This window comes from Streptomyces sp. NPDC006339 (assembly GCF_040612775.1).
Taxonomy (GTDB): domain Bacteria; phylum Actinomycetota; class Actinomycetes; order Streptomycetales; family Streptomycetaceae; genus Streptomyces.
The window spans coordinates 94,654-120,144 of the sequence record NZ_JBEXQW010000022.1; the positions used below are offsets into that span (position 1 = coordinate 94,654).

The following is a 25,491-nucleotide window of genomic DNA, read 5'->3' on the forward strand; positions in this document are numbered from 1 at the left end:
GCCTCCCCGGGCCGACCTCACGGTCGGCCTTTCGTTCGCGCACGTTCTGGAACGATGATTCAAAATCCGGTCACGACCGAAGGAGGAGCGGCGCGATGCCCCTCGCCGTCTATGTGCTCGGCCTGAGCGTCTTCTGCATCGGAACCACCGAGTTCATGATCTCCGGGCTGCTGCCCGAACTCTCCCGCGACCTCTCGGTGTCCGTGCCCACCGTCGGCTGGCTGATCTCCGGCTACGCGCTGGGCGTGGTCGTCGGCGGCCCGGCCCTCACCGTCGCGACCCTCCGCGTCCCTCGCAAGACCTCGCTCGTCGGTCTGCTGCTGCTGTTCGTGCTCGGCCAGACGATGGGCGCGCTCGCCCCCGGTTACGGCGTGCTGATGGCCGGCCGCGTCATCGCGGCCCTCGCGCAGGGCGCGTTCTTCGGCATCGGGTCGGTGGTGGCCGTCGAGCTCGCGGGCCCCGAGCGCCGCGGCCGCGCCCTGGCCATCATGTTCGCCGGACTGACCGTGGCCAATGTGTTCGGCGTCCCGGCCGGCACGTTCCTCAGCCAGCACGCCGGCTGGCGGGCCAGCTTCTGGGCGGTGGACGCGCTGGCGGTGCTGGCCCTGCTCGGCGTCCTCTTCCTGGTGCCGCGCATGCCGAACGGCCCGTACGCCGGAGTGCGCGCGGAGCTGTCGGCCTTCCGCAACCCCCGGGTGTGGGTGGCGCTCTCCACCTCGATGCTGACCCAGGCGGCGATCTTCTGCTGCTTCGGCTATCTGGCGAAACTCCTCACCGACGTCGGCGGCTTCTCCGAGTCGGCGGTGCCGGTCCTGCTGACGCTGTTCGGCGTGGGGTGTTTCGCGGGCAGCGTCGTCGGCGGCCGGTTCGCCGACCGCCATCCGCTGCCCAACCTGTACGCGGGGATCTCGGCGATGGCGCTGGTGCTGGTCCTGCTGGCGGTGGCCGCGCACAGCAGGGCGGCCACGGTGGTGACGGTCCTGGCCTTCGGTCTGGCCGCCTTCTCCATCAACCCGGCGCTCCAGGCGCAGGTGATGCGCGAGGCCGGCCGGGCGCCGACGCTCGCCACGACCACCAACACCTCGGCCTTCAACCTGGGCAACACGATCGGCCCGTGGGTCGGCGGCAGCGTGATCGGCGCCGGCCTCGGCTACACGGCGCCCGTCTGGTCCGGGGCGGTGCTCGCGGTGGCGGGCCTGGGCACGGCGCTCGTGTCGGGCCTGCTGCACCGGCGGGCGGCGGCCACGGGCGCCGCGCCCGGACCGGCGGAGCCATCACTCCCCGCCGCGGTACCGGCACCGCCCACCACGACGCCGGCCGCCGCCTCGCCGCATCAGGGGGCCGGCGCGCCGTGACCGCCCTCCAGGCTGAGCAGATTGCCGAGGAGGCCGGGGAAGCGCTGTTCGAAGTCCGGCCGCAGCCGCAGCAGCATGCCGGTCCCGGTGCTGCGCTGGAGGATCAGTCCCGCCTCGCGGAGCACCTTCCAGTGGTACGAGCGGGTGGACTTCGCGCCCGGCACGTCCAGCGTCGTGCAGGCGACCTCGTCGTCCGGGGTCCGGGCCAGCCGGACCACCACACCGCGGCGGTGCCGGTCGGCCAACGCCGCGTATACCGCGTCGAGTTCGACGGCCTCCAGCGGCGGGTGGAACAGCTCGACGGGCATCGGGGGCCTCTCGTCCTCGGACAGGTGACATACCCGCGGGAACACGTTGTGGACGCGTGCGGGACCCGCCTAAGGTACTCGGGTACGAAAATTTTCGAACCGCCACCTCGTCGTCACGGCTCGTCGGCGGCGTGCCTCCGACGCCCCGCGCGTCCGACCACCGCGCGTCCGACCACCGCGCGTCGGACCGCCGCGCCTCGGACCACCGTGCCGCTTCCGCACCCGCGCCGCCCCGCGTCCACCCGAACCACCCTCTAGGAGTACGGACATGACCTCCGCACAGCCGGTCATCGCAGTCCTCGGCACCGGCATCATCGGCGCCCCCGTCGCCCGCAACCTCGCCGCGTCCGGCCTGACGGTCCGCGCCTGGAACCGCACCCGCGCCAAGGCCGAGGCGCTCACCGCCGACGGCGTCCAGGTCGCCGCCACCCCCGCCGAGGCCGTGGACGGCGCCGACGTCGTCCTCACCGTCCTCAACGACGGCCCCCGTGTCCTGGAGGCCGTCCGGGCGGCCGCGCCCAAGCTGGCCCGGGGCACCGTCTGGGTGCAGATCAGCACCGTGGGCGAGGTCGTCGACGAGCTGGCCGCCTTCGCCGACGAGGCCGGTCTCGTCTTCGTCGACGCGCCCGTCCAGGGCTCGCGCCGGCCGGCCGAGCTGGGCCAGCTCGTGGTCCTCGCCGCGGCCCCGCAGAGCGTACGGCCCACCGTCCAGCCGCTGTTCGACACGATCGGCTCGCGGACCGTCTGGGTCGGCGAGGACGGCACGAGCGGCGCCGCCAGCCGCCTCAAGCTGGTCCTCAACACCTGGGTGGGCGCCCTCACCCACGGCGTGGGCGAGGCGCTCTCGCTCGCCGACCGGCTCGGCGTCGACCCGCGGCACTTCGTGGACGTCGTCTCCGGCGGCCCCATGGACAGCGGCTTCTTCCAGGGCAAGTCCGCCGCGATCCTCGGCCGCGACTGGACCCCGCAGTTCTCCATCGACAACTCCGAGAAGGACGCCCGGCTCGTCCTGGAGGCGGCCGAGCGGGTCGGCGTCCGGCTCGACGCCACCGAGGCCGGCCACCGCCGCTTCCAGCGGGCCGCCCGGCTCGGGCACGGCGACAAGGACATGGCCGCCGGCTGGTTCGCCAGCTTCGACGCCGACGCGTGAGGACACCGGACTCCCGCCATGATCAACGAAGGCACGACCGTCCTCGTCGTCGGCGGCGGGCCGGTGGGCCTGCTGCTCGCGGCCGAGCTGGCCCTGCGGAACGTCGACACGATCGTGCTCGAACAGCACGACCGGATCCGGGACGCCCCGCGCGCCGGCACCCTGCACGCCCGTACCGTGCAGTCCCTGCTGCGCCGGGGCGTGCTGCGGCTGCCCCGGCCCGGCCGGCTCGACCTGTGGCAGCGCACCGGCTTCCACTTCGCCGGGCTGCCGCTCCTGACGATCACCAGCCCCACGGCCGAAGGGCCGCCGATCCTCAACCAGCCGCAGTCCGCCCTCGAAGCGGCCTTCGAGGCCAGGGCCCGCGCGCTGGGCGCCGAGATACGCCGAGGACTGCGCGTGCACCGGCTGACCGAGCACCCTGACCGGGTGGAGGTCGAGGTGCTCGCCCCGGACGGCACCGCCCGCACCCTGGAGGCGGACTACGTCGTCGGCTGCGACGGGGCCCGCAGCACCGTGCGGGAGCAGGCGGGCATCCCGGTCACCACCACCGAGCCGTCCTTCAGCGGGGTCATCGGCCTCGTACGTCTTCTCGACCCGGCCGGCGCGCCCGGCGGCTGGGCGCGCGGCCCCGAGGGCTCGACTCTGATCAACATCAACCCCCGGGGGCAGAGCCGGGTGCTGACCCATGACTTCAGCCGCCCGTTCCCGAACCGCGGACAGCCGGTGACGCTACGGGAGTTGAGCCTGACCGCCGCTCGGGTCCTCGGCCGGGAGCTGCCCATGCGGGATCTCACGTACGGCTCCCGCTTCAGCGACTTCACCCGGGTCGCCGACACCTACCGCTCCCCGCGCCACGGCCGCGTCCTGCTGGCCGGCGACGCGGCGCACGTCCACGCCCCGCTGGGCGGCCAGGGCCTCAACACCGGTCTCCAGGACGCCTTCAACCTGGGCTGGAAGCTCGGCCTGGTCGCGCGCGGCGACGCCCCCGCCGCACTCCTGGACACCTACACCGACGAGCGGCGGCCGGTGGCGCTCACCGTGGTCGCCAACACCCGCGCCCAGGCCGCGCTCATGGACCCGCGCCCCGAACAGGAGCCGCTCCGGGCCTACTTCGGGCGCCTGATGGAGGTGCCGGAGGCGCGGGCGGCGACCGCCGGCGAGATCAGCGGACAGAGCATCCACTACCCCCGGCCGGGCACCGACCCCCTCACCGGCACCTTCCTGCCGAACCACACCTTCAAAACCGACGACGGGCCGCGAACCACGGCCGACCTCCTGGAAGACGCCACTCCCCTGCTCCTGCTCGCCCCGGACGTGACGACCCTCCCGGCCGGCCTCTCCGACCGCTGGACCGGCCGACTGCGGACCGTCCGCGTCCTGGACGCCGACGGCACCGCGCCGCCCTGGCGCGCGGTGCTGTGCCGCCCGGACGGCTATCTGGCCTGGGCGGCGACGGACACGGAGCCGGATCCGGCCGAGCTGGCCGAGGAGTTGACGCGCTGGCTGGGCGCGGCGTGACGCGGGACGTGCCGGGCTTCGGAACGCCTGCGCGAGGCCCCGGCCGCCGGTTAGGCTGAGGGTCATGCGCGGCAGAACAATCATGACGGGGACGGCCGTCGCCCTCCTGCTGCTCACCGGCTGCGGCAAGGCCGGTACGGACGGGCTGAACGGCGAGGACGCCTCGCCCAGCGCCTCCGCACTCCCCCCGTACGGCGCGAAGTTCCTCGGGTACGGCGAGTGCGCGGCGCCCGTCGAGGGCGGGCAGGGCGAGGACGTCTACCGCGAGGTGCCCTGCACGGCGCCCGGCGCACTCGGCAAGGTGATCAGCCGCTGGGACACGCAGGTCGCGCACGAGCTCTCCCGGAGCCAGTGCCCCGAGGACACCGACTTCCTGGTCGACGTGCCCGCCGGCCTCCGGGCCCTCCCCCTCGCGGAGCGCGGCACCGATCCGCCGGCCGCGGGATACGCCTGCCTGCGCAGGCTCACGGGGCCCCACCCCTCCGACGTGGGTCAGGGCGGCGGCCCGGGCATCCGCATCGGTGACTGCGTCAAGGTGTCCGGCCAGGCCGTGGCGGAGGCCGCCTGCGCGGCGAAGGACGCCACGCACAGGATCCGCGACATCCTGACCGACGTGCGCCGCAATGTGGTCCTGCCCTCCACATCCCCGTGCGCGCACGGGGAGACGGCCATCGCCACCAACAAGGTGTTCGACTCGGACCTGTTCAAGGACGACGAGGTGCACTGCGCGGTGAAGCTGACGCGGTGAAGCTGACGCGGTGAAGCTGAGGCGATCGGGAAGGCGTTAGGGTGCGGGGTGCTTCTCCGACCCGCCGGACCCGCCGGCCCTCCCGGCCCCGTTCCCGTCCCGGTGCCCGTCGCACCCGCCCCCGCCCTGGCCGACGCCGTCCTGCTCGGGCACGAGGAGGACGGCCGCCGCTGGCCGCTCCTGGTGTGGGCGCCGGGACCCGGCACCCGCATGGTGTCGAGCGCCGTCCTCGGCGGCGGCATCGGCGAGCGCGCCTGGGTGGTCAACGCCCAGGTGCCCCCGGGGTACGCCCGCCTCGACCCGGTCGCCCATCTGCGCGCCCTGGCCGCGCGGGCCGGCCTGGAAGGTGCCGGGGTGGGCCTGATGACGGCCGCCCCGGTCGCCGACCGCCGTTGCGCCGCCGACGGCGGCGCCGAGGCCGTGGTCACGGCCGGCATCGGGGTACGCGGCTGGGCCGCGGTCCCGGACGAGGGGACGGGCACGGTCGGCCCGCCGCGCCCGGGCACCGTCAACATCATCGTGTCGCTCCCCGTTCCGCTCACGGACGCGGCCCTCGTCAACGCGGTCGCCACGGCCACCGAGGCCAAGGTCCAGGCGCTGGTGGAACTGGGCGCCGACGCCTCCGGCACCCCCACCGACGCGGTCTGCGTCGCCTGCCCGGCCACCGGCGACACCGAGCCCGAGCCCTTCGCCGGCCCCCGCTCCCTCTGGGGCGCCCGCGTGGCCCGCGCCGTGCACCGGGCCACCCGGGAGGCATGCGCGGCGGCGCTCGCACGGGGCGACTGAGGCCCGGCAGCGCACTGTTCGAGCCGAGTGACGTCGTGGTGACGCCTTCGCGGCAAGCGTCACCGCACCTCGGGTGCCTTCTCCGGGGCGGGATCCTTGGCCGCAGCGTGATCCGGACCGCCGGCCGGGGCGGCGGCGGCACGCAGCGCCGCCTCGATCCGGCGGTTGCCGGTCATGGACGCCGTGACGGCGGTCATCGCCAGGAGGAGGCCGGCGGCGGCGTAGAGCGGGGTGCGGATGTCGTGGGCGGTGGTCAGCCAGCCGCCGAGGAAGGCCCCGAGGGGGGCGGCGCACATGGCCAGCATGCGGGAGGTGGAGGCGACCCGGCCCATGAGGTGGGCCGGGACGATCGCCTGCCGGAGGGAGGGTGCGAGCACCATCGTGGCGCCCATGCCGGCCCCGCAGACGGCGAGCGCCAACCCGGCCACGTATGGGTTCGGGGCAGCGGCCAGGCCCAGGATGGCCAGCCCTTCGACGGTGGCGGTGCAGGTCAGCGCGGTGCCGGTGCCGAGGCGTCGGCCGAGGCGGGAGGCGATGCCCGCCCCGAGCAGGCCGCCGGTGGCCTCCGCCGTGAGGAGCAGGCCGAAGCCGTAGGTGTCGATGCCGAGGCGCTCGTGCGCGAAGAGGGCGAGGACGGTCTCCACGGCGAGGAAGGCGACGTTCCCGACCGCCGGGCGGAGCGCGAGCCCGAGCAGCAACCGGTCCCGGAAGACGTACGCGGCGCCGGCCCGCGCCTGCCGCAGGAGCGGCTCGCGGGCCTCCGGCACGGGCCGGGGCATGGCGGGCAGCGACCGGACGAGCAGTGCGGAGACCAGGAACGACACCGCGTCGGCGAGCAGCGGAACCGCCCGTCCGAGCGCGAGCAGGGCACTGCCCGCGGGCGGCCCCGCGAAGCCGGACATGGCGGTCTGGGCGCCGCGCAGCCGGGAGTTGGCGCGCTCCAGGAGTGCGGGGTCGCGGCCGAGCAGATCCGGCAGATAGGCCGTGGCGGCCGTGTCGAAGAAGAGTCCGCCGAGGCCGAGCAGGAAGGCGACGGCCGCGAGCAGCGGGATGCTCAGGCCGTCGAGCACGGCCGCTGCCGCCGGTATCGCGAGCAGCACCGCACGTGCCGCGTCCGTGATCCACATCGTGCGCCGACGGTCCCAGCGGTCCACCAGGGCACCGCCGAGCACCCCGAAGAGCAGCCACGGCAGCGTCCCTGCGGCCGCGCCGACGGCGAGCGCCATCGGATTCCGCGTCAACGTCAACGCGAGCAGCGGCAGCGCGGCGTGCGACACCCCGTCACCGAGCGAGAAATCTGCTGGGCGACGTCCCCGGCCTCGCGCGGATCGCCCAGCCCGCGCACCGCGACCGCCTGCGTCAGGCGCGGGCGGTCGCCCCTTCCCGGGCGGCACGGAACCGCGCCAGGCCGTCCGCGAGGCCGATCACCGGCTCCGGGTAGGGCAGGGCCGCCCGCGCGGGCCCGGTGACGCGCCACGGCTCGTGCACCTCCCGCACGCCGAGCCCGGCGAGCTCGGGCACCCAGCGTCGTACGTACGCGCCCTCCGGGTCGTACCGCTGGCCCTGCCGGACCGGGTTGAGCACGCGGTTGGGCCGGGTGTCCGTGCCCGTGCCGGCCACCCACTGCCAGTTGAGCTGGTTGTTCGCCACGTCGCCGTCGACCAGCAGGTCCAGGAAGTGGCGGGCGCCCTCGCGCCAGTCCACGTACAGCGTCTTGGTCAGGAAGGAGGCGGCGACCAGCCGGCCCCGGTTGTGCATCCAGCCCTCGTGCGCGAGCTGCCGCATGGCCGCGTCCACGAGCGGATAGCCGGTCCTGCCCTCCCGCCAGGCCGCCAGGTCCGCCTCGGCCTCCGGCCCGCGCCGCCACCGGTCGTGGCGGGGCCGGTAGTCCTCGGTGGCGGCTCGGGGCCGCGCGGCCAGCACCTGGTGGTGGAAGTCCCGCCAGCACAACTGCCGTACGAACGCCTCCGCACCGGCCCCACCGTGCCGGCGCGCCCGGTGCACCGCCTCGACGGCGGAGACGGTGCCGAAGTGCAGATGGGGCGAGAGCCGCGAGGTGGTGTCGCCCGCGAGGTCGTCGTGCCGTTCCCCGTACGCGTCGGCGTGCCGAGCCGTCCAGGACCGGAGCCGCCTGCGGCCCTCCGTCTCGCCGCCGGCCGCGAGCCCTTCGGACACGCCCGGCACGGCCGCCCGCGCGGGCGGCTCCTCGGAGCGCGTCCCGGGCGGCACCCGCACCGCCCGGGGCGCCGCGAGGGGCGCGCGCAGCGGCTCGATGGTCCAGCGCCGGAAGTAGGGGGTGAAGACGGCGAAGTGGTCGGAGCCCTGGGGGGTGAGATCTCCGGGCGGTACGGCGGTGATCACGCCGTCGTGGACATGGAGCCGGCACCGCTCCGCCGCCAGCGCGCGGCGCAGCCGTTCCTCGCGGGCGCGGGCGAAGGCCGAGTATCCGGCCGCCAGGTGCACTTCTCCGGCCCCGGTCTCCCGTACCAGGGCGCACACCTCGGCCACCGTGTCCCCGGTGCGCAGGATCAGCCGGCCGCCGCGCTCCCGCAGGGAGCGGTCCAGGTCGGCGAGGCAGTCGGCGAGGAACGCGAGCCGGTTGGGCGCGGCGAAGCCGGCCCGGTCGACGGCCGGGTCCCGGACGAACAGCGGGACGACCTCCCGTCCGCCGGCGGTGGCGGCGCGCAGCGGCGGATGGTCGTGGACGCGGAGGTCGGAGGTGAACAGGACGACGGCGGGGGCGGGGACGGTAACGGGGAGGTTCATGACCTCACTTCCGGGACGGGCCGGAAGGGGACGAGCCGGTGCGCGCGGGCCCCACGCCGCCCGGCCCGGGAGCATCCGCCCTCGCCGCCTTCTCGGCGGTCCGCGCGATGTTCCGCGCCATGCCGCCGAAGACGACCGCGTGGAAGGGCGACACGCCCCACCAGTAGAGCTGCCCCGCGAGCCCGCGCGGGTGGAACAGGGCGCGCTGCCGGTAGCGCGTGCGTCCGGTGGCGTCGCGTTCGGCGCGCATCTCCAGCCAGGCGAGTCCCGGGAGCCGCATCTCGGCGCGCAGCCGGAGCAGCCGGCCGCGTTCGATCTCCTCGACGCGCCAGAAGTCGAGCGCGTCGCCGACCCGCAGACGCTGGGCGTCGCGGCGCCCCCGGCGCAGGCCGACGCCGCCGACGAGCCGGTCGAGCCAGCCCCGTACCGCCCAGGCGAGGGGGAAGGAGTACCAGCCGTTCTCGCCGCCGACGCCCTCGATGACCCGCCACAGCCGGGCCGGGTCGGCGTCGACCGTGCGGGTGCGTTCGTCCGCGTAGAGGCTGCCGCCCGCCCAGTCGGGGTCGGTGGGCAGCGGGTCGCTGGGGGCTCCGGGCAGCGAGGCGGAGGACCAGCGGGTGGTGACCTGGGCGTCCTGGACCCGCTGGAGGGCGAGTCGGAGCGCCCGGTCGAAGGGGAGCGGGCCGCCCGGCGGGTCGGGGACGTACGCGCGGATGTCGTTCTCGGCGCACACCACCTCGTGCCGCAGGGACTCGGCCAGCGGACGGGCGAGGGAGGCGGGCACGGGGGTGACGAGTCCGATCCACTGGCTCGACAGACGCGGGGTGAGGAGGGGGACGGACACGATGAGCCGCCGCGGCAGGCGGGCGACGGCCGCGTACCGGATCATCATCTCCCGGTACGTGAGGACGTCCGGCCCGCCGATGTCGAAGCTCCGGTTCACCTCCGCCGGCATCGCGGCGCTGCCGACGAGGCAGCGCAGCACGTCGCGCACCGCGATCGGCTGCACGCGGGTGCCGACCCAACTCGGGGTCACCATCACCGGCAGGCGTTCGGTCAGATAGCGCAGCATCTCGAAGGACGCCGAGCCCGAGCCGATGACGACGGCGGCCTTGAGGACGGTGGTCGGGACGCCGGAGTCGAGCAGGATCCGGCCGACCTCGGCGCGGGACCGCAGGTGGGGCGAGAGCCGCTCCTCGGGCACGCCGCTCGGGGTGAGGCCGCCGAGGTAGACGATGCGCCGCAGGCCCGCGGCCCGGGCCTCGGCGGCGAAGGTGCGGGCGGCGCGCCGGTCGGTGTCCTCGAAGCGGCTGCCGGAGCCCATCGAGTGGACGAGGTAGTAGGCGATGTCAACGCCGTCGAGGGCCGGCCGCAGGGTGTCGGCGTCGGTGACGTCGCCGCGGACGATCTCGACGCGGTCGGCCCAGGGGTGGTCCTGGAGGTGGGCCGGCGTCCGGGCGAGGCAGCGCACCCGGTATCCGGCGTCGAGGAGCTCGGGGACGAGTCGTCCGCCGATGTAGCCGCCCGCGCCGGTGACCAGGCAGAGGGCGCCGGCGGTGTCGCCGGACTGGGGTGGGGCCATGGCCGCTGGGGCTCCTTCTCGGGTACGGGGGTGGTGTCCCCTCGGCTCTCTTCCGGGCTGTGCCGGTCTCTTCCGGTCTCTTCCGCTCCCTTCCGTCCTTCCCCTTTCGTCGCTCTGTCGGATGCGCCGTTCCGGTTTTCATGGCGCGGGGCCGTTCCATCCGCCACCATGGCGCGCGTACGGGCGGACTCCGGTGATCCGAAAGGGTGCGGTATGAGTGGTGTGGGGCGCAGGGCGGTCGTCGCGGCGGCGGGCGGGGCGGGGCTGGTGGCGGCCCTCGCGGGCTGCGGCGGGACCGCGCAGGACGGCAAGGACGCCTCGGGCGGCGGGGAGACCTCCGGCGGAGGGGACGCGTCCGGCGGTACGGGGCAGGAGGCGCCGCTCGCGCGCACGGATGAGGTCCCGGTGGGCGGCGGCAAGGTGCTCGCCGACCGGGGGGTGGTCGTCACGCAGCCGAAGGCGGGCGAGTTCAAGGCGTACTCGTCGCGCTGCCCGCACCAGGGCTGTCACGTCGGCAGCGTGGCCGACGGGGTGATCGTCTGTCCCTGCCACCAGAGCCGTTTCGACGCCTCGGACGGCAGCGTGAAGAAGGGGCCGGCGACCCAGCCCCTGGAGCCGGTCCCGGTCGAGGTGATCGGGGACGCGATCAGGCTCGGCTGACCCCGCGGGGTGCCTTCCAGCAGCCGAGGACCTCGTCCGTGGTCGTGACGGTGGCGACGAGGGCGAGGGTGTGGCGGATCATCGCGGGCGTGTAGTCGGCCGGCACCCCCGCGATGGCGTCGCCGGGCACGACGGCGGTGTAGCCGAGGTTGACGGCGTCGAAGACGGCGTTGGGGATCGCCACGTTGGCGGACACGCCGGTGACGACCAGCGTCCGGCAGCCGAGGTTGCGCAGCAGGGCGTCCACGTCGGTGCCGGCGATCGGCGAGAGCCCGTGCAGGCGCCGGACGACGAGGTCCTGCTCGGCCACCTCGATCGGTGGGGCGATCCGTACGGCGGCGCTTCCGGTGTGCTGCTGTACGGGGAGGCGGGCGGCGGCGCGGAAGAGGCGCGCGTTGCGGTTGGCGCCGCGCCCGTCGGGCCGGCGCTCGGCGACGGCGTGCAGGACCTGCACGCCGGCCGCGTGGGCGGCGGCGGCCAGCCGGGCGACATTGCGCAGGGCGCCCGACGCGCGGGCGGCGGCCGCGAGTTCGGGCAGGGCGCTGACCGGGCCCACGACGCCCTCCTGGCACTCGACGGTGAGCAGCACGGTGCCGTCGGGGGCGAGCTGTTCCCTGAGCCGTTCCGACCGCGTCACGGTGGCCTCCTCGCTGTCGCCCGCCATGTTCGGTGCCTTGCACCGCGGCGGCGGAGCCCCCATGATTTCTGACACTCCATCAGAAATCCAGAAGGGTGCGGACGATGACCGTCGCACAGCGCCGTGGACGCCGGATCATGATGACCCCGGAGGAGCTCGACACCTTCCTCACCGAACAGCGCACCTGCCGGGTCGCGACCGTGTCGGCCGACGGACGCCCGCACGTCAGCGCCCTCTGGTTCGTCTGGGACGGCACCTCGATGTGGCTCTACTCCCTGACCCGCAGCCGCCGTTGGGCCGAGCTGCGCGCCCGGCCCCGGATCGCCGTCGTGGTGGACGACGGCGAGGAGTACGGGGAGCTGCGCGGGGTGGAGCTCTCGGGCACCGTGGAGTTCGTCGGCGAGGCGCCGCGCACCGGCCTGCCCTGCCCCGAACTGGAGACCCCCGAGCGGCTCTTCGCCGCCAAGAACTTCGGCCTCGACGCCCTGCCTCACGACGGGCGGCACGCCTGGCTGCGCCTGACCCCGGACGCCGTGGCGTCCTGGGACTTCCGCAAACTGGCCTCGCTCTAGAGGGTTCCTCCGGGGGTTCCGCCAGAAAGTTCCTCCAGGGGGCGCGCTCTAGGGGGTTCCGTCCGGTCGGCCCTGCCCCGCGGATCCCGCCGCGCGCAGCGCGTCGACCACCGCCCGGATGGACGGCCGGCGTCCGGCGCCGGTGCGCCAGGTGGGGTAGAGGTGCCGCCACACCGGCTGCCGTACGGGACGAAGGCGACCCCGTCCATCGTCGGCGGCCGGCCGAGGCGCGGGGTGACGCAGACGCCCAGGCCGGCGGCGACGAGGGCGAGCTGGGTGCGGTGGTCGCCGGCGACATGGGCGATGCGGGGTTCGATGCCTGGGAGCGGGGGGGAAGGCCAGCCGGTCGTGGCAGCCGTACGGCTCGGCGGCCTCCCGGTGCGAGCCGTGCGCCGCGGCGGCCCGGCGTGGGGCGCGCGAGCGGCCGGGCCGGGCCCCGCCCCTCAGCCGTAGCTCCGGGCCGGGGCCGGGCCGGCCGCGTGGGCGACGGCGTCGGCGAGCGGTTCGATGTCGGCGCGAGCCAGGCCCGAGACGGTCACGCGGATCGCCGGGCCCGCCTCCATCCGGAACCGGGCCCCGGGCGCCACCGCCCACCCCGCCGACAGGAGGCGGGCCACGGCGCCGGTCTCGTCGGCGACCGGCACCCACACGTTCATCCCGCTGCGCCCGTGCGCCTCGACCCCGCGCCGGGCGAGCGCGCGGACGAGTCCGTCGCGGCGCGCGCCGTAGGAGGCGGCCACGGCCGACGGGTCGACGGCCCCCGTGGCCCAGAGATGGACCACGGCCCGCTGGAGCAGCCGGCTGACCCAGCCGGGACCGAGCCGCTGCCGCCCGAGGACCCGGTCGACGGTCTCCGGGTCCCCGGTGAAGGCCGCGATCCGCAGGTCGGGACCCCACGCCTTGGCCACCGAGCGCACGAAGACCCACCTGCCCCGCCCGTCGGCGAGCGGATGCAGGGGCTGCGCGACGATGCCGTGCCCGTGGTCGTCCTCGATGAGCAGGACGTCCGGGTGGTCGTCGAGGACCGCCCGGAGCTCGGCGGCGCGCCCGGCCGTGACGCAGGCACCGGTCGGGTTCTGGGCCCGGTCGGTGACGATCACGGCGCGCGCCCCGGCCTTCAGCGCCCGGGCCACGGCGCCGGGCAGGGGCCCTTCGTCGTCGACGGCGACCGGCACGGGCCGCAGCCCGAGGGCCGGTACGAGGTCGAGGAGGCTGCCCCAGCCGGGGTCCTCCACGGCGACCGCGTCGCCCGGCCTCAGGTGGGCGGCGAGCACCCGCTCGACCGCGTCGAGCGAGCCGGAGGCGACGCCGACCGGCCCGGCGGGGACCCCGCCCTCGTCGAAGGCGGCCCGCGCGAGCCGCGCGAACTCCTCGTCGACAGGCGCCTCCCCGTACATCGGGGGCCGCTCGGCGTACTCGCGCGCGACCTCGGCGAGGGCCGCGCCGAGCGGCGGCAGCACGGCCGGGTCCGGGCTGCCGCCGCTCACGTCCCGGACGCCCTCGGGGGCCTCGACCCGCAGGGAACCGCGTGCCGTCGTGGCGGGCGCCGGCCGCACCCGGCTGCCGCGCCGGCCGTCCGTCTCGATCACCCCGCGTTCGCGCAGGGTGCGGTAGGCGGCCGCGACCGTATTGGGGTTCACGCCGAGGGAAGTGGCCAACTCCCGCATGGGTGGCAGCAGTTGGCCGGGCGTGAGCTGCCCGGAGCCGACCCCGCGCTCCACGCTCGCGGCGATCTCCGATGCGCGACGACCTTCGATCCGATACTCTCCTAGCACAAAGCAAAGTATGCACTAGTGCAATGGGAGATGCAATGACGGACGCGACGGCCCCCGCCACCGGAACCGGAATCGGCACCGGAACGGAAACCGGTGGCGGAACCGAGAGGCCCTCCTACGAGCCGACCGAGCGGACCGTCCCCACCCGGTCCCGCGAGCGCGCCTCCTACGACCGCGAGCTGGTCCACTCGATACTCGACGAGACCTACGTCTGCCACCTCGGCTTCGTCCGCGACGGCGCGCCCGTCGTCCTGCCCACCCTCTTCGGCCGGGTCGGCGAGCGCCTGTACGTGCACGGCTCGACCGGCTCCCGGCCGCTGCGGGCGGCCGGTCGCGGCGAGGCGGCGCCCGGCCTGCCGGTCTGCCTCACGGTGACCCACGTGGACGGCCTGGTGCTGGCCAGGTCCGCCTTCCACCACTCCCTGAACTACCGCTCGGTCGTGGTGCACGGCACCGCCCACCAGGTCACCGACCCCGAGGAGCTCCGCACCGCGCTGGACGCGCTCGTCGACCACGTCGTGCCCGGCCGCTCCGCCGACTCCCGCCCGGCCAACGCCAAGGAGATCGCCGCGACCGCCGTACTGCGCCTCGACCTCACCGAGGTGTCGGCCAAGGTCCGCACCGGCGGCCCCAACGACGACCCGGCCGACGCCGGACTCCCCCACTGGTCGGGGGTGATCCCGGTCCAGCGGGGCTACGGCACGCCGATCCCGGCCGCCGACCTCGACCCGGCGATCGCCCTGCCCGACTACCTCGCCGCCCTCTGAGGACCCCGCCGTGCTGATCCACCCCTGGGACGCGCCCCACGACGAGCGCGAGTGGCGGACCTGGCTGGCCGCCCACGACTTCGGGCAGCTCGCGGTCAACGGCGGCCCCGGCGAGCCGCCGTGGGTGCAGCCGACGCACTTCCGGTACGAGCCCGAGCGCGGCCCGTACGGTCAGGCGATCGCCCACCTGGCGCGCCCCAACCCGCTCTGGCGGGACCTGGAACGCAACCCGACCGTGCTGCTGAGCGTGGTCGACGACTACGTGTTCGTACCGGGCCACTGGACGGCCCCGGCCGGAGCGCCCTCCGAGCACGGCACCCCCACCTCGTACTACGCGGCCGTCCAACTGCGCTGCACCGCGCACGTGGTCGACGACCCCGAGGAGAAGGCGGCCCTGCTCGACCGGCAGGTCGCCCACTTCCAGCCGGAGGGCGGCACCGCCCCCGTCCGCGTGGGCGAGGCGCCCTTCGGCCGGATGCTGCCCGGCATCCGGGTGCTGCGCCTGGAGGTGACCGACGTGCGGGCGAAGTTCAAGTACGCGGGCAACAAGCCGCAGGACGTCCAGGACCGCGTGTCCGCCCACCTCGCCGACCGCGACGGCCCCGGCGACGCGGCGGCCCGTTCCCACCAGACCCGCCGCCGCACCGCCGGGCCGGCCGGCCTCAGCCGCTGACCCAGCGCTTCAGCGCGTCGACGACGCCCTCGGGCGACGTGTTGAAGCAGAGCCGGATCCTGGGCTCCGCCTCGCCGAGGACGTCGACGATCCGCTCGAACAGCAGGGTGTGCTCGGGCAGCATCCGCACCCCGCCGCCGATCATCGCGAGCCCGAACTCCCGGTCCCGCAGGTGCGCGCGGACGGCACGCTCGGCTCCGTCCGGGTCCCCGTCGATCAGACAGGAGACGGCGTCGAAGCCCGCCTCCCGCACCAAGGCGTGGCCCGCCTCGATCCGGGCGGCCATCGCCGCCTCGTCCAGGCCCTCGGGCATCCGGCTGTAGTCGAGGGCCCGGGGGTGCAGCCCGATGGTCAGCACCCTCGTGCCGCGCGGGAGGGGAGCCGGTGCCGTCGTCCGTTCCATGAAAGGCGCTCCTTCGGGGAGTCGACGCTCCGTCGGTCAAGGACAGCGACGGCCCGGCGCCGCTCTATTCCGCCCGCACCGGGATCCTCGCCACCGCCTGCCCCTCCCGCCTGCGTTCCGCCGCCGTGCGGGCCTCCGCGAAGGCCAGGCCGGTGACGGCGACGAGCAGGAGCAGGGTGCCGGCGAGGGTGGCCGGGGTGAGGTGTTCACCGAGGAGGGCGACCGCGACGACCGCCGCGCTCACCGGTTCGAGGAGCATGATCACCGACACGGTCGCGGCGCGGACGACGGCCGCTCCGGCGAAGTACAGGGCGTAGGCGAGGGCGGTCGGCACGGCGGCCACGTAGACGAGCAGGGCGAGCAGCCGCACCGGGGCGTCGGTGTGCGGCAGGAGCCCTTCGGCCGCGGCCATGGGCAGCAGTCCGACCGCTCCGACGGCGAAGGACCACGTGGTGGTCGACAGCGCGTCCGCGCCGCCGCCGTCGCGGCCGAGCCGGCGGGTGAGCAGGGTGATCGCGGCGTAACCGGCGGCGGACACGACGGCGAGGAGGACGCCGAGCGGCCGGACGTCGGCGCCTTTGCCGCCGAGGACGAGGACGCCGAGCCCGGCGAGCGCCCCGGCGACGGCGGCGGCTCCGCCGGCCCCGATCCGCTCGCCCATGAGGAGCCGGGCGCCGACCGCGATGAGCACGGGCCCGGCGCCGAGGGTGACGACGGTGCCGACGGCGAGGCCCGTGGCCTCGACCGCGGCGAAGTAGGCGCTCTGGAAGACGGTCAGGCCGATCCCCGTGCCGAGAATGCGGACGAGCCTCCGCCGGCGCGGTTCCGCGTCCCCGAGGCGCGTGGCGGCCCGCGGCTCCCGGCGCAGCGCGAGCACGCCCAGCAGCAGGACGAGCCCGCCGGCGCAGCGCCAGAAGGAGAGGGCGAGCGGGCCCATGTCGCTGGCCCGGAAGACCAGGGAGGCGGCGGCGCCGGCCGTGCCCCAGGCGAGTCCGGCGACGATCAGGTAGGTGAGGCTCCGCCCGGTGGACAGGGCGGAACCATGGGTGTTCGACACGTGTGTTCTCCGCGTGAAGACGGGATGGGTGGTCGCTTCGCTCCGCGGGCGGGCAGCGACGAACCACTCGGGGGCCGTGTCGGCCCGCCCGAGTCCGGTCTTCGTCAGCGGAAGGTGCCGCCCGCGCTAGGCGGCGGGAGGCGGCAGAACGGTCGAGTGCATGATCGCCACCTTACGAGGTGGTCCGTCGGCCGGACAACCCGGCCTCTTCCGCCACCGGTGCCGCGTCGCCGCTCGCGGACGCGAAGCCGCCCCCGCCCCCGGCCCCGTCCGCGGCTCCGGCCCCGTCCGCCGGACCCTCATGCGCCGGACCGCCGTCCGCCGCCGACCCGGCGACCGGCTCCTCCCCCGTCGTCTTCGGCGTCGAGGACTGGGCGATGAAGGCGCCCGCGAGGACCACCGCACCGCCGATGATCTGCGGCGCGGCCAGGTGCTCGCCGAGCAGCACCCACGCGAGCACGGTCGCGATGACCGCCTCCAGGCAGGCCACCACCCCGGCGACCTGCGGGGAGAGCCGGCGCACCGAGACGACTCCGGTGACGTAGGCGAGGACCGTGGCGATCAGGACGACCCAGGCGAGCAGCAGCCAGGCCGGAGCGGCGGTGCCGTCGAGGTGGGCGTCGCCGGTGAGGACGGACCAGTCCATGCCCCACGGGCGGGCGACGACCGTGAGGACGAGGGCGCCGACGAGCAGGCCGTACGCGATGACGCCGAGCGGGTCGGCGGGTTCCGCGTCGGCGCTGCCCTGGTCGGACAGGACGAAGTAGCCGACCTGGCAGCAGGCGGCGCCGAGCGCGAGGAGCAGTCCGAGCAGGTCGAAGCTGAGGCCGGACCAGACCTGGACGACGCAGGCGAGTCCGCCGACGGCGAGGACGACGCCGAGGGCGGCGGCGCGGGTCACCGGCCGGCGCTGGACGAAGCGGACCCAGCCGAGGACGAGGGCGGGGGCGAGGTACTCGATGAGCAGGGCGACGCCGACCGGGATCCGGGAGATGGAGGCGAAGTAGCAGGCTTGGACGCCCGCGACGGCGAGCAGTCCGAAGCCGGCGAGCAGGGCGGGCTTGCGGCGCACCAGATCGCGGTGGCGCCAGGCCAAGGGCAGCATGACGAGCGCGGCGCCGGCCACCCTGAGCCACACCACGTGCAGCGGGTCGAGGCCCGCCTCGATGAGCGGCTTGGCCGCGACACCTGAACCACCGAATGCGAAGGCCGAGGCCAGGGCGAGTCCCAGGCCGGCGCTTCTCCCCTGAGACGCGTGCATCGGGCCATCATGGCAGGACCCGGTCAGGTGCGTAACCCCCGTTACACCTGTTGAGACGGCTCCCCGATCCGGGCGGCGAGGGCGGCCCGGTCGACCCCGGCCCGGCGCAGCACCTCGGCGGCCCGGCTGTCCGGATCGGCGGTGAGGGCCGCGAGCAGATCGAGGCCGCGGGCCCGCCGGTCGCCGCGCCGCGCGGCCCGTTCGAAGGCCCCCGCGAGGGCGGCGGCGGCCGCGGGCGACCAGCCGTCGGCGCCGTTCCCGCTCGCGCCCCGCACCACGGGCAGGGCCGAGCCGGTGTCCTCGACGGAGCGCTGCCAGCGCAGCCCGTAGCCGATGGAGCGCTGGACGAGATAGCCGAGGACCCGGGCCAGCCGGTGGTCGCCGTCGAACGCGGCGGCGGCCTCGGGGTCGGCCTCGACGAGGGAGTGCAGGAGGTGCGCGGTGTCGATCTGCCGGTCGCCGTCGCGCAGGGCCCGGCGCCGGGCGCCGGTCACCGTCGCGAGGAGCTCCGGCGTCAGGCCGTCCTCCGGCTCCGCCCGCCGCTCGAGTCCGGCTCGCCGCGCCGCGGGCAGGGTCCGGAGCGCCCGGGGCACGAGGGCGTGGGCGGGCGCCGAGGCGCGGGCGTGGACGGGGGCGGGGCGGGGGCCCGAACCGCGCGGGGCGGGGGCCGGAGGGACGGGAGGCTGCACCCTTCCACCTCATCAGCCGGGACGTCCGGGAACATCCCCGGCGAGGAGCATGTCCGCATCCCACCGGAGTCGGGTACGGGCGGGCGGTTCCTCCTCCTTGCGGAGGAGATCGCGCGGCATCGCCTCCCGGGGCGCGCGCCGCCTTGCTTTGCGCCCGGTTCGCAACCACAGGCCCGCCCCTTGTCGTCCTTCAGGCATGTTCTGGATGGTGGCCCTGCTCGCGCTCGACGGGCGGCAGTACGTCTACCGGGTGTACGCACCGCGGGAGGCGCTGCCGGCCGATCTCTTCTGGGCCGCGTTCCACTGTCACGACGAGAGCGGCGGACCGCGCGCCTCCGACTGGTTCGATTCCGCGCAGATCTGGTGGATCGACGGGGAGACCGCCGAACTGACGGTTCATCAGTATTGAATGTTCGGGCCGCTCCGGCTACGTTCCGCGACACCGAAGTCCCGACGGGTACGCGTGAAGGGGTGGCCCCATGGCCGAAGTCAGCGCGGAGGCACGGATCGAGGCACCGGCCGAGAAGGTGTGGGCGCGGCTCACCGACTTCGGCTCGTACGGGGAGTGGAACGCCACCCACACGAACTTCCCGGACGGCGGCCCGGCCGTCCTGGAGACCGGCGCCACCTTCGCGGAGAACATGAAGCTCATGGGCTTCCCCGCCGAGGTGATCTGGACGGTGGAGGAGCTGGAGCCGGCCCGGGTGTTCGCGATCCGGGGCAAGGGCCCGATGGGTGTCGTCGTGGGCACGCGCTACTCGCTCGCCGGCGACGGTGCGGCCACCACGGTCCGGATCGACGGGGAGTTCACGGGTGCGGCCGTCTCCCTGATGGCGGGCAGACTCAAGGACTCGGCGACGGCGGCCCTGACGGAGTCGCTGCGCAAGCTCGCCGGCCTGGTCTCCTGAGGTCCCGCCCGGCACGACGATGGGTCCCGCCCGGTACGGCGAAGGGTCCCGCCCCGGTACGGCGAGGGGCCCCGCGGCGGTTCGCCGCGGGGCCCCTCGGCCTTGTTCGCACCGGCCGGAGCGGCTCAGTGCTCGTCGGCCAGGATCAGATACAGCTTCTTGCGGGCCTCGGTGATGACCTCGACCGCCTTCTGGCGCTGCTCGGGGCTGCCGGTCTTCCAGACCTGGCCGAACGCCTCCATCAGGCCGAAGCCGGCCTGCCGGACCTCGTTGAGGGCGTCCCAGTCGACGCCGCGCCCGGCCTCCTCCCACGGGGCCTCCGGCCCCGCCTCGGCCTCCGCGCGCCCGGCGTCGGTGAGCGTGAACAGCTTCTTGCCGCCGTCGCTCTCGCTGGCGATCAGCCCCTCGTCCTCCAGCATCTGGAGGGTGGGGTAGACCGAGCCGGGGCTGGGCTTCCAGGCCCCGCCGCTGCGCTCGCCGATCTCCTGGATCATCTCGTAGCCGTGCATCGGGCGGTCCTTCAGCAGGGCCAGGATCGAGGCGCGCACATCGCCGCGCCGTGCCCGGCCGCGGCCACCGCCGCGCCCGCCCCGGCCGCCGAAGCCGCCGCCCCAGGGTCCGCCGCCGAAAGGCCCCGGCCCGAACGGGCCGAAGGCGGCGCGCCGCCCCTCGAAGTCCCCGCGAGGGCCGGGTCCGCCGAAGCCACGCCCGGGTCCGTGCCGGTGCTCGTGTCCGTGTCCATGGGTACGCATCGCAACGCTCCTTCCATCGGGATTCATCGTTGAACTGTCGCGATGCTTCAACGATATATCGGAACACTTCGTTCGGCAAGAACCCCCACGCCAGCCGGCCGGCACCCGACCGGGCCAGTACTCCCGAATTGGCCTTGGCCTGCGGTTTTCCGCTTCCGGTACGTTCCGGCTCATGCGGATTCGAATCGTCGACGCCTTCACCGACCGGCCCTTCTCCGGCAACCCCGCCGGAGTCCTGCTCCTCGACTCCTTCCCGGAGGACGCCTGGCTCCGGAAGGTGGCCGCCGAGGTCAACCTCTCGGAGACCGCCTTCGCCCACCCCCTGCCGCCGGGCGGCGAGGCGGACTGGGCGCTGCGCTGGTTCACCCCGACCACCGAGGTCGACATGTGCGGCCACGCCACCCTGGCCACCGCCCACGTCCTGCGCGGCGAGGGCCTCGCGGCCGGCACCGTCCGCTTCGCCGCCCGCTGCGGCGTCCTGCTCGCCACGGCCGAGCCGGACGGCACGATCACCCTGGACTTCCCGACCTCCTCGCTGACCCCGGTCCCGGTCCCCGACGGCCTGGCGAAGGCCCTGGGCGCCGAACCCGTCGCCGTGCACGACACCGCCGCCCACATCGGCGACCTGGTCGTCGAGCTCGAGGACGAGACCACCGTGCGCACCCTCAGCCCCGACTTCGCGGCCCTGAAGCTGCACTCCGAGCGGGGCGTCATCGCGACCGCCCGCGCGGACCGCCCCGAGGGCGACTACCAGTTCGTGTCGCGCGGCTTCTTCCCCGCCGTCGGCATCGACGAGGACCCGGTCACCGGCAGCGCCCACACCGCGCTCGCCCCCTACTGGTCCGCCCGCTTCGGCCGGGACGATCTGACCGGCTTCCAGGGCGGCGCCCGCACCGGCCTCGTCCGCACCCGCCTGCGGGGCGAGCGCACCCTCCTCAACGGCCACGCCGTCACCGTCATCGACGGCGAGCTGCTCGCCTGACGACACGGCCACCCGGCCCGCGACACGACGAAGGGGCGTACGGCAACGGCCGTACGCCCCTTCGGTGGTCCTGCGCTCACGGGGTGGGCAGCCAGCCCACCTTCCCGGCCAGCAGCCCGTATCCGACGAAGGCCACGATGTCGAGCAGCGCGTGGGCGACCACCAGCGGGCCCACCCGGCCCCACCGGCGGTACAGCCACACGAACACCACGCCCATGACCAGGTTGCCGACGAAGCCGCCGACGCCCTGATAGAGGTGGTACGAGCCGCGCAGCACCGAACTCGCCGCCAGCGAGGCCGTCGGGGACCAGCCCAGGCCGTCGAGCCGGCGCAGCAGATAGCCGACGACGATCACCTCCTCCACGACGGAGTTCTGGATCGCCGAGAGGATCAGGACCGGGTACTTCCACCACACCTCCGGCAGCGACTCGGGCACCACCGTGAGGTTGAAGCCGCTCGCCCGCGCCGCCAGATAGAAGGCCAGGCCCGCACTGCCGATCCCGGCCGCCACGAGCGCCCCGCGCCCGAGGTCCGGCCACGGCCGGGTGCGGTCGAAGCCGATGGCCCGCAGCCCGCGCCCCGCCGCGCCCTCGCGCAGCAGCAGATGGGCGACCAGGACGACCGGCACCAGCGCGGTGGCGATGCCGAAGAGCTGCCAGGCGAGGTCCAGCCAGGGCCGCCCGGGCGCGTAGGAGCCGTTCAGCGTGGCCGCCTGCTCCTTCAGCGCCCCCGGCCTGGTCAGCGCGCCGATGAAGCTGATGAGCGAGGAGACCGCACTGGCGCCGAGCGACAGCGCGAGCACCAGCAGCGTCTCGGAGCGCAACGTCCTGCGCGACAGCCCGTCGGGCGGCAGGGAAGCGTCTCTCACTCGTTGCTCCGACACCACACCTGTCTCCCATTCCCCATCGCCCACCGGGTACGGGAACCCTACCTAGACCGTGCCGTCCACCCCCACCGGCCAGGTGTGCACCGGCTCGCCGGCGTGCATCAGCTCGCGGTAGCGGCGTGTGGTGGCGGCGAGGGCCTCGGGGCGGTCGAGCCCGGACTCCAGGGCCCGGTGGAAGGTGTCGGCCTGCCAGGAGGCGCCGTTGACGCGCCGCCGGCAGCGCTCCTCGATCACGCCCAGGTAGAAGTCCCGGTCGTGGCGCTCGACGTGCCAGGCGTCGAGGCCGGCCGCGGCCAGCGGGAGCAGTTCGTCCAGGACGAGCTTGACCGCCGGTACCGTCCCGACCCCTCCGGAGCGGCCCGGCCGGGGCCAGCGCAGCTCCGCCTCGATGCCGTGGCGGCACGCGGTCTCGAAGTTGTGGTCGGCGTCCTCGAAGGCCATCCGCTTCCAGATCGGCCGGGACTCCTCGGCGAGCGCCCGCACGAGCCCGTAGTAGAAGACGGCGTTGGCGATGACGTCGGTGACCGTCGGCCCGGCCGGCAGCACCCGGTTCTCCACCCTCAGGTGCGGGACGCCGTCGACCCAGCCGTACACCGGACGGTTCCAGCGGTAGACGGTGCCGTTGTGCAGGACCAGTTCGTGCAGCTTGGGCACCCCGCCCTCGTCCAGGACCCGCAGCGGGTCCTCGTCCTCGCAGATCGGCAGGAGGGCCGGGAAGTAGCGCAGGTTCTCCTCGAACAGGTCGTACACCGAGTCCACCCAGCGCTCGCCGAACCAGGTGCGCGGGCGCACCCCCTGGGCCTGGAGCTCGGGCGGCCGGGTGTCGGTGGCCTGGAGGAAGAGCGGCGGCCGGGACTCGCGCCACAGCTCCCGGCCGAAGAGGAAGGGCGCGTTGGCGCCGACGGCTATCTGGACGCCGGCGATCGCCTGCGCCGCGTTCCACACCGCCGCGAAGCGGGGCGGGGTCACCTGGAGGTGCAGTTGGACCGACGTACAGGCGGCCTCGGGCACGATCGAGGCCGTGGTGCAGCGCAGCCGCTCGACGCCGTGGATGTCGAGCGTGAAGTCCTCGCCGCGGACGGCGAGGATCTGGTCGTTGAGGAGCGTGTAGCGGTCGGCGGCGGAGAGGTTGTCGAGGACGGCGTCGTCCTGCGTGAGGGTCGGCAGTATTCCGATCATCACGACTCCGGCGCCGACTTCCGCGGCCTTGCGGTCGGCATATCCGAGTCCGGTGCGCAGTTCCTCGGCGAGCCGGTCGAATACGTGGCCGTCGAGCCGGTGCGGGGCGATGTTCACTTCCAGATTGAACATTCCGAGTTCGGTCTGGAAATCGGGGCTGGCGATCCGGTCCAGGACCGACGCGTTCAGCATCCGCGGCCGGCCGTCCTCGCCCGCGAGATTGAGCTCGATCTCCAGGCCCATGAGATTGCGGGGCCGGTCGAACCGCTTCTCCGCGAGCAGCCGCGCGAGGGCGGCGAGGCATTGCTGGAGCTTGGTGCGGTAGCGCTGACGGTCGGACGGGCCGAACCCGTCGGCCACGACCTTCTCCCCCATCGAAGCGTCCCTCCCGAGTGGGCAGCCGCCACGACGGCCGCGAGCGTCACGGACGATGATGCCCCGACGCGCTGATCCATAACGCCTGCGGGACGTACGGGTTGGCGGATAATCTGGAGCGGGTTCTCCGGAGGCAGTCCCTCAGGGCATATGGCAATGGACATATACCACGGTCATATTGTCGCGAGAGACGGGGTCGGGATTCGGCCGACCGGCCCGGCGGGGAAAGTGCAGGCGAGCGCTCCGCCGGACGCAGGCATTCCACCGAATCACCCTGGGAATACGACCGAATGACGCCTTGTCAGGAATATCGGCGCCCTCTAGCGGAAACACTGTGTGAACACGTGTCGTATAAACTCCGCGCACGAGGCAGAGTGTTGGCGCCCGGCCATGGGACCCATGGCCCCCCTCTCTGACCCCGTCGCTGACAGCGCCGTCGTAACCTGCCCACGCTTCACCGTGTCTCCTGAGTGAGAGGCGACCCACTATGCTCCGACCCTCCCCGGCCCCCGCGCCGGCCCTCCGCAGTGTCCTCGCGGCTCTCGGATCGCCCTCGGCGGTCCGCGAGCCCCGAACCCCGGCCCTGCGGGCCGCGCAGGGACCGCTGAGCCCCGAACTGCCCCTGCCCGTCCATCTGCTGGGCGAGCCCGGCGCCACCGGAGCCGCCGGTGCGACGGGGCAGCAGCCACCCCGGACCGTGCTGGCCGGCTGGCGCTTCCTGATCAGGAGCGGGGACCGGGCGATCGCCGCCGCCGACACCATGCTCACCCCGGACGGCTGGTCCTTCTCCCACTTCTTCGAGGGGCCCTACGTCACGGCCACCGAGCGGGCCCTGATCCAGGCCGAGGCCCTCGTCACCCCGTACCAGCCCCGGCTGCTGTCGGTGCCGCGGCTGTACATGCTGACGCTGTGGCTGCACACCGACACCGAGGCGGACGGCGCAACCACCGAGCCGGGCCCGGACGACCTCCTGGTGCCGCTCGCCCCCGCACCGCCCGGCATCGCCGCCAACCGCCCCTACCGGGCGGCCGATCTCCTGCCCGTCATCGGAGTGCGTCTCGCGCCGCCGCCCCTGCTGGGGTCCGCGGCGCCCGCCTGATCCATCCCACGCGCGCCGGCGCCCCGGGACCCACCGGTCCCGGGGCGCACTGCTGTCCGAGGAGGCTCCCGTTCGGACTAGCCCACTGGGACCACCCCGAACCCCCCGAAGAGAGGGGGTGGTTGACCTGAACCGCCCCTGCGGGTGATGCGTCTTCCCCGGAGAGGACGAGCTGCCGCGAAATCCCTGCGGAACGCCGTCCTTGGGGCAAGACTGGGACCGGAACCGAACCGACCTACGGGGGCGGCCATGCCTACGAAGAGCCGCAGGACATCCACTACGACGCAGCGAAAGAATCCACCCATGTGCCAGCACCAGCCTGCCTGTCCCACCGCCGACTCCGCCGACCGGGAGGCCGCCCGCCGCGTGGCGCACCACCCGGAGCAGGGGTGGAGCCTGCTGTGCAACGGGGTCCTGATCTTCGAGGACACCGGTGAGCTGCTGCCGGACGGGCGGATCATCGCCCCGCACCGCCCGCTGACGGCGGGCCGGGTGACGACGGCGGCCTGACGGGACCACGGAACCACCGAACCATCGGGAAAGACCGAGGGCCGGCCCGGAGAGATCCTCCGGACCGGCCCTCGACTCATGTTCCGTCGC

The 25,491-nt window shown here is 74.6% G+C and carries 27 protein-coding genes and 1 pseudogene; 14 read left to right on the top strand and 14 right to left on the bottom strand.

Annotated features, from left to right (window positions below; genetic code table 11):
• Positions 1-95 precede the first annotated feature (95 nt).
• Positions 96-1,355 (top strand): Cmx/CmrA family chloramphenicol efflux MFS transporter, encoded by a 1,260-nt coding sequence (locus tag ABZ135_RS19515; protein WP_356697346.1) that lies wholly within the window; start codon positions 96-98, stop codon positions 1,353-1,355.
• Here ABZ135_RS19515 and ABZ135_RS19520 read toward each other — a convergent pair.
• On the bottom strand, positions 1,334-1,663 hold the full coding sequence (locus ABZ135_RS19520; RefSeq protein ID WP_356697348.1) for a helix-turn-helix transcriptional regulator: 330 nt from the start codon (positions 1,661-1,663) through the stop codon (positions 1,334-1,336). The two genes, ABZ135_RS19515 and ABZ135_RS19520, sit on opposite strands and share 22 nt — an antisense overlap.
• A 268-nt stretch (positions 1,664-1,931) precedes the next feature.
• On the opposite strand from ABZ135_RS19520, the gene ABZ135_RS19525 reads away from it, so the two are divergent.
• The 4 genes from ABZ135_RS19525 (at position 1,932) to ABZ135_RS19540 (ending at position 5,868) form a co-directional block, all read left to right on the top strand.
• Positions 1,932-2,813 (top strand): NAD(P)-dependent oxidoreductase, encoded by an 882-nt coding sequence (locus ABZ135_RS19525; protein WP_356697350.1) that lies wholly within the window; start codon positions 1,932-1,934, stop codon positions 2,811-2,813.
• 18 nt (positions 2,814-2,831) lie between these two features.
• Positions 2,832-4,334 carry an FAD-dependent monooxygenase gene (locus tag ABZ135_RS19530; protein WP_356697352.1) on the top strand — a complete coding sequence of 501 codons (1,503 nt, stop codon included), beginning with the start codon at positions 2,832-2,834 and terminating at the stop codon, positions 4,332-4,334.
• A 64-nt stretch (positions 4,335-4,398) separates the two neighbouring features.
• Positions 4,399-5,082, top strand: a complete 684-nt coding sequence (locus ABZ135_RS19535) for a hypothetical protein (protein ID WP_356697354.1) — start codon at positions 4,399-4,401, stop codon at positions 5,080-5,082.
• Between the two features lie 102 nt (positions 5,083-5,184).
• Positions 5,185-5,868: an adenosylcobinamide amidohydrolase gene (locus ABZ135_RS19540; protein ID WP_356697356.1), complete on the top strand. Its 684-nt coding sequence runs from the start codon at positions 5,185-5,187 to the stop codon at positions 5,866-5,868.
• Between the two features lie 59 nt (positions 5,869-5,927).
• Here the strand turns inward: ABZ135_RS19540 and ABZ135_RS19545 are convergent, their stop codons facing one another.
• The 3 genes from ABZ135_RS19545 to ABZ135_RS19555 form a co-directional block, all read right to left on the bottom strand.
• Positions 5,928-7,145 carry an MFS transporter gene (locus tag ABZ135_RS19545; RefSeq protein ID WP_356697358.1) on the bottom strand — a complete coding sequence of 406 codons (1,218 nt, stop codon included), beginning with the start codon at positions 7,143-7,145 and terminating at the stop codon, positions 5,928-5,930.
• Between the two features lie 82 nt (positions 7,146-7,227).
• Positions 7,228-8,634 carry a deoxyribodipyrimidine photo-lyase gene (locus ABZ135_RS19550; RefSeq protein ID WP_356697360.1) on the bottom strand — a complete coding sequence of 469 codons (1,407 nt, stop codon included), beginning with the start codon at positions 8,632-8,634 and terminating at the stop codon, positions 7,228-7,230.
• Positions 8,635-8,638: 4 nt separating this feature from the next.
• The gene (locus tag ABZ135_RS19555; RefSeq protein ID WP_356697362.1) at positions 8,639-10,216 is read right to left on the bottom strand and encodes an SDR family oxidoreductase; all 1,578 of its coding nucleotides are present in this window, start codon (positions 10,214-10,216) and stop codon (positions 8,639-8,641) included.
• Between the two features lie 213 nt (positions 10,217-10,429).
• Here ABZ135_RS19555 and ABZ135_RS19560 point away from each other — a divergent pair, with 213 nt between their 5' ends.
• Positions 10,430-10,876 (top strand): Rieske (2Fe-2S) protein, encoded by a 447-nt coding sequence (locus tag ABZ135_RS19560; RefSeq protein WP_356697364.1) that lies wholly within the window; start codon positions 10,430-10,432, stop codon positions 10,874-10,876.
• Here ABZ135_RS19560 and ABZ135_RS19565 read toward each other — a convergent pair.
• A complete protein-coding gene (locus ABZ135_RS19565) occupies positions 10,863-11,540 on the bottom strand; it encodes an isochorismatase family protein (RefSeq protein ID WP_356697366.1) in 678 nt (225 codons plus the stop codon). The genes ABZ135_RS19560 and ABZ135_RS19565 overlap by 14 nt on opposite strands.
• A gap of 77 nt (positions 11,541-11,617) precedes the next feature.
• Here ABZ135_RS19565 and ABZ135_RS19570 point away from each other — a divergent pair, with 77 nt between their 5' ends.
• Positions 11,618-12,085 carry a pyridoxamine 5'-phosphate oxidase family protein gene (locus ABZ135_RS19570; protein WP_356697368.1) on the top strand — a complete coding sequence of 156 codons (468 nt, stop codon included), beginning with the start codon at positions 11,618-11,620 and terminating at the stop codon, positions 12,083-12,085.
• A 48-nt stretch (positions 12,086-12,133) separates the two neighbouring features.
• On the opposite strand, the pseudogene ABZ135_RS19575 reads toward ABZ135_RS19570, so the two are convergent.
• Both ABZ135_RS19575 and ABZ135_RS19580 read right to left on the bottom strand, forming a co-directional pair.
• Positions 12,134-12,405: pseudogene (locus ABZ135_RS19575) on the bottom strand (LysR substrate-binding domain-containing protein); the annotation flags it as partial.
• 123 nt (positions 12,406-12,528) lie between these two features.
• Positions 12,529-13,860, bottom strand: coding sequence for an aminotransferase class I/II-fold pyridoxal phosphate-dependent enzyme (locus tag ABZ135_RS19580; protein ID WP_356697370.1), 1,332 nt, complete (start codon positions 13,858-13,860; stop codon positions 12,529-12,531).
• Positions 13,861-13,895: 35 nt separating this feature from the next.
• Here ABZ135_RS19580 and ABZ135_RS19585 point away from each other — a divergent pair, with 35 nt between their 5' ends.
• Complete coding sequence (locus tag ABZ135_RS19585; RefSeq protein ID WP_356697372.1) at positions 13,896-14,627, top strand: pyridoxamine 5'-phosphate oxidase family protein; 732 nt, start codon at positions 13,896-13,898, stop codon at positions 14,625-14,627.
• Positions 14,628-14,637: 10 nt separating this feature from the next.
• Positions 14,638-15,300, top strand: coding sequence for an FMN-binding negative transcriptional regulator (locus ABZ135_RS19590; protein ID WP_356697374.1), 663 nt, complete (start codon positions 14,638-14,640; stop codon positions 15,298-15,300).
• On the opposite strand, the gene ABZ135_RS19595 is transcribed toward ABZ135_RS19590, so the two are convergent.
• The 4 genes from ABZ135_RS19595 to ABZ135_RS19610 all read right to left on the bottom strand — a co-directional run bounded on the left by ABZ135_RS19595 (position 15,290) and on the right by ABZ135_RS19610 (position 18,593).
• Positions 15,290-15,703, bottom strand: a complete 414-nt coding sequence (locus ABZ135_RS19595) for a hypothetical protein (protein ID WP_356697376.1) — start codon at positions 15,701-15,703, stop codon at positions 15,290-15,292. The genes ABZ135_RS19590 and ABZ135_RS19595 overlap by 11 nt on opposite strands.
• Before the next feature lie 64 nt (positions 15,704-15,767).
• Positions 15,768-16,760, bottom strand: a complete 993-nt coding sequence (locus ABZ135_RS19600; RefSeq protein ID WP_356697378.1) for an EamA family transporter — start codon at positions 16,758-16,760, stop codon at positions 15,768-15,770.
• 172 nt (positions 16,761-16,932) lie between these two features.
• A complete protein-coding gene (locus ABZ135_RS19605) occupies positions 16,933-18,021 on the bottom strand; it encodes an EamA family transporter (RefSeq protein ID WP_356697380.1) in 1,089 nt (362 codons plus the stop codon).
• Between the two features lie 41 nt (positions 18,022-18,062).
• Positions 18,063-18,593, bottom strand: a complete 531-nt coding sequence (locus ABZ135_RS19610) for a Clp protease N-terminal domain-containing protein (protein WP_356697417.1) — start codon at positions 18,591-18,593, stop codon at positions 18,063-18,065.
• A gap of 313 nt (positions 18,594-18,906) precedes the next feature.
• Between ABZ135_RS19610 and ABZ135_RS19615 the strand changes: the two genes are divergently transcribed.
• Together ABZ135_RS19615 and ABZ135_RS19620 are read left to right on the top strand one after the other, a co-directional pair.
• On the top strand, positions 18,907-19,119 hold the full coding sequence (locus ABZ135_RS19615) for a hypothetical protein (RefSeq protein WP_345490442.1): 213 nt from the start codon (positions 18,907-18,909) through the stop codon (positions 19,117-19,119).
• A 70-nt stretch (positions 19,120-19,189) separates the two neighbouring features.
• Complete coding sequence (locus ABZ135_RS19620; RefSeq protein WP_356697382.1) at positions 19,190-19,618, top strand: SRPBCC family protein; 429 nt, start codon at positions 19,190-19,192, stop codon at positions 19,616-19,618.
• A 125-nt stretch (positions 19,619-19,743) separates the two neighbouring features.
• Here the strand turns inward: ABZ135_RS19620 and ABZ135_RS19625 are convergent, their stop codons facing one another.
• A complete protein-coding gene (locus ABZ135_RS19625) occupies positions 19,744-20,370 on the bottom strand; it encodes a PadR family transcriptional regulator (RefSeq protein WP_356697384.1) in 627 nt (208 codons plus the stop codon).
• A 172-nt stretch (positions 20,371-20,542) separates the two neighbouring features.
• Between ABZ135_RS19625 and ABZ135_RS19630 the strand changes: the two genes are divergently transcribed.
• The gene (locus tag ABZ135_RS19630) at positions 20,543-21,352 is read left to right on the top strand and encodes a PhzF family phenazine biosynthesis protein (RefSeq protein ID WP_356697386.1); all 810 of its coding nucleotides are present in this window, start codon (positions 20,543-20,545) and stop codon (positions 21,350-21,352) included.
• Between the two features lie 76 nt (positions 21,353-21,428).
• Here the strand turns inward: ABZ135_RS19630 and ABZ135_RS19635 are convergent, their stop codons facing one another.
• Both ABZ135_RS19635 and ABZ135_RS19640 read right to left on the bottom strand, forming a co-directional pair.
• Positions 21,429-22,220: a type II CAAX endopeptidase family protein gene (locus ABZ135_RS19635; protein WP_356697388.1), complete on the bottom strand. Its 792-nt coding sequence runs from the start codon at positions 22,218-22,220 to the stop codon at positions 21,429-21,431.
• Positions 22,221-22,283: 63 nt separating this feature from the next.
• Positions 22,284-23,792, bottom strand: a complete 1,509-nt coding sequence (locus ABZ135_RS19640) for a glutamate--cysteine ligase (RefSeq protein ID WP_356697390.1) — start codon at positions 23,790-23,792, stop codon at positions 22,284-22,286.
• A gap of 487 nt (positions 23,793-24,279) precedes the next feature.
• On the opposite strand from ABZ135_RS19640, the gene ABZ135_RS19645 reads away from it, so the two are divergent.
• A complete protein-coding gene (locus ABZ135_RS19645; protein WP_356697392.1) occupies positions 24,280-24,891 on the top strand; it encodes a hypothetical protein in 612 nt (203 codons plus the stop codon).
• Between the two features lie 303 nt (positions 24,892-25,194).
• On the top strand, positions 25,195-25,401 hold the full coding sequence (locus ABZ135_RS19650) for a DUF5999 family protein (protein WP_356697394.1): 207 nt from the start codon (positions 25,195-25,197) through the stop codon (positions 25,399-25,401).
• Positions 25,402-25,491 lie beyond the last annotated feature (90 nt).